The sequence below is a fragment of the Coprococcus hominis (ex Arizal et al. 2022) genome, assembly GCF_040094675.1.
Classification (GTDB): domain Bacteria; phylum Bacillota; class Clostridia; order Lachnospirales; family Lachnospiraceae; genus Coprococcus_C; species Coprococcus_C hominis.
The window spans coordinates 1-1,873 of the sequence record NZ_JBBNHG010000007.1; the positions used below are offsets into that span (position 1 = coordinate 1).

Annotated in this window: 2 protein-coding genes; both read right to left on the reverse strand. The window is 39.0% G+C overall.

What is annotated here, in order from left to right; genetic code table 11:
- Nucleotides 1–272: 272 nt before the first annotated feature.
- A complete protein-coding gene (locus AAAT93_RS00100; RefSeq protein WP_227573660.1) occupies nucleotides 273–1,733 on the reverse strand; it encodes a DDE-type integrase/transposase/recombinase in 1,461 nt (486 codons plus the stop codon).
- Nucleotides 1,624–1,873: hypothetical protein (locus AAAT93_RS00105; protein WP_227573661.1), on the reverse strand; the 250-nt coding region annotated here is incomplete at its 5' end. The genes AAAT93_RS00100 and AAAT93_RS00105, both read right to left, overlap by 110 nt.

Genomic DNA, 1,873 nt, shown 5'->3' on the forward strand with positions numbered 1-1,873 from the left:
GATAGTGTCAAGTAAGCTATGAAAAACGAGCCGAAGAAAAATAGGCTCAAATGAACCTTGAAAATTGCAGATATTTATGTTTTTGATAACGGACGCCATCCTTGAGGGCGCACAAAAGCAATGCTCTGATCGTATTACCGACGGCGAAGAACTCAGGAACAGTTACACTCTTTCCGTCGCATCACAGCATTTTAGCATTGCCTCTGTGTGCCTTCAAGGACACAGCCGTAAGCGTTGCTTACGGTGGCTGATATTAACCTCGGGCTTTGAATCTAGGAACAGTTATGGGCTTCACCCTGTTGCATCTGTTTAATTCTGCATTGTCCTAGATAGATTAGTAGTTGCCATTTTCCTGGCATGTTATCGGCATTATCAAGCTCTTGTACATGATTTAGGACACGATAACCATTGTGCCTATGGGGACGCAGGAAGTTGTAATAAGTTACCCAGAGAGCTAAATCGTAGTTGGCGCCTTCGATGTTATCAAAACCGTTGGTAGGACGATAGGATTCTTTGTAGGTTCTGTTAAGTCGTTCAATCATCTGTTTGTAAGGGCGATATTTGGTAGATACCTCATCATCGTTGGTAAGGCCGATTACTTGGGTGATATCAAACTTAAATTTTTCACCAAACTGGCGGAAGAATTGTTGAGCTGCTAATGGGTATGCGCTGTATCCGTCGGCGATAAATTTAAAGTGTTCTGGTAGTTTTTCTTTGTAGTGTTTTAACGCCATACGCATGGAAAGAATGCATGGACCAACACCACGATTATCAGAGATTTGGTATCCGAGGATGGAGCGTTTTGCAGCGTCCATAATAAACCAGATGTAACCTTTTATACCTTTGATTTTTATGTAGGTTTCGTCAGCAGTTAATACTTTACCAACTTTGTAATCGTAATTGTCGGTGAAAGGCTTTACACAGATGGCGGCAGTAGTACAGTAATTCGCTACTTGTTGATGAGATATTTTTATTCCATGAATGTCTCGGAGAGCTTGAGCGGTTTTTCGCAAAGAGAGACCTAAGTTGACACGATAGGTTAAGCACAGTGACATGGTGTAGGAATCGTGCCTCTTAAAATTTAAGGAAGACGCATTTTTAGGAAGAGAAGATAAATCCATCTTAAAAAAATCTATCGTAAATTCGCGGTAGATGTAGTGGAGTTTATATTTGCTTTTTCCATGTTTTTCATCTAAATGTTCTCTATCAACTTTTTTAAGATTATGAAGATAGTAAGGGCATTTAAGGTTTCTACATTTGTGAATGATAAAGTGCTTTCTACTCTTGATAGGTTCCAGTATTCTGGAGCAGTGAGGGCAACGAAGGGAAGTGGTTTTTGTGAATCGATTTTCGTTAAGGTTGAATTTAGTGTCACAAACCTTACACCAGATTTGTCCTTTAGAACCATTGTTTTTGTAAAGATAAATCTTTGGAGCGTTGCAACGAGGGCAGGAGCAATCGTCAGGGATGTTGCAGTCTGAGCGACGATGCACAGGTTTGATTTTCTTACCATACTTCCATTCTAAGTATGGAAGTAGAAGACGATAATCCCAAGACTCGTAGTGAAGAATTTTAGGGAGTTCATCTATCTTGAATTTTTGATATTTAGGAGAATGAGAATCATCAAAAGCCCACTGCTTTAGTGGGATGTATCTGCAAATAAAATTCAATAACTGACCAATAATTTTGCGTTGGTAATTGATGTAATTTAATAAATAAAGTATAATGTCCATGAGCAATAACCTCGTTTCTTGTTTTGTTGGTTTGGCGATTGACATTATACCAGAAAATAGGGGGGATTGCTCTTTTTGTTTGCAAACTCCCTAAAATAAAGGTTTTAGAACAAAAAAGAGGTAGTCTTTTGACACTACCC

Coding starts and splice junctions, on each gene's coding strand:
- AAAT93_RS00100 (WP_227573660.1), bottom strand. CDS start 1,733: ATGGACATTATACTTTATTTATTAAATTACATCAATTACCAACGCAAA.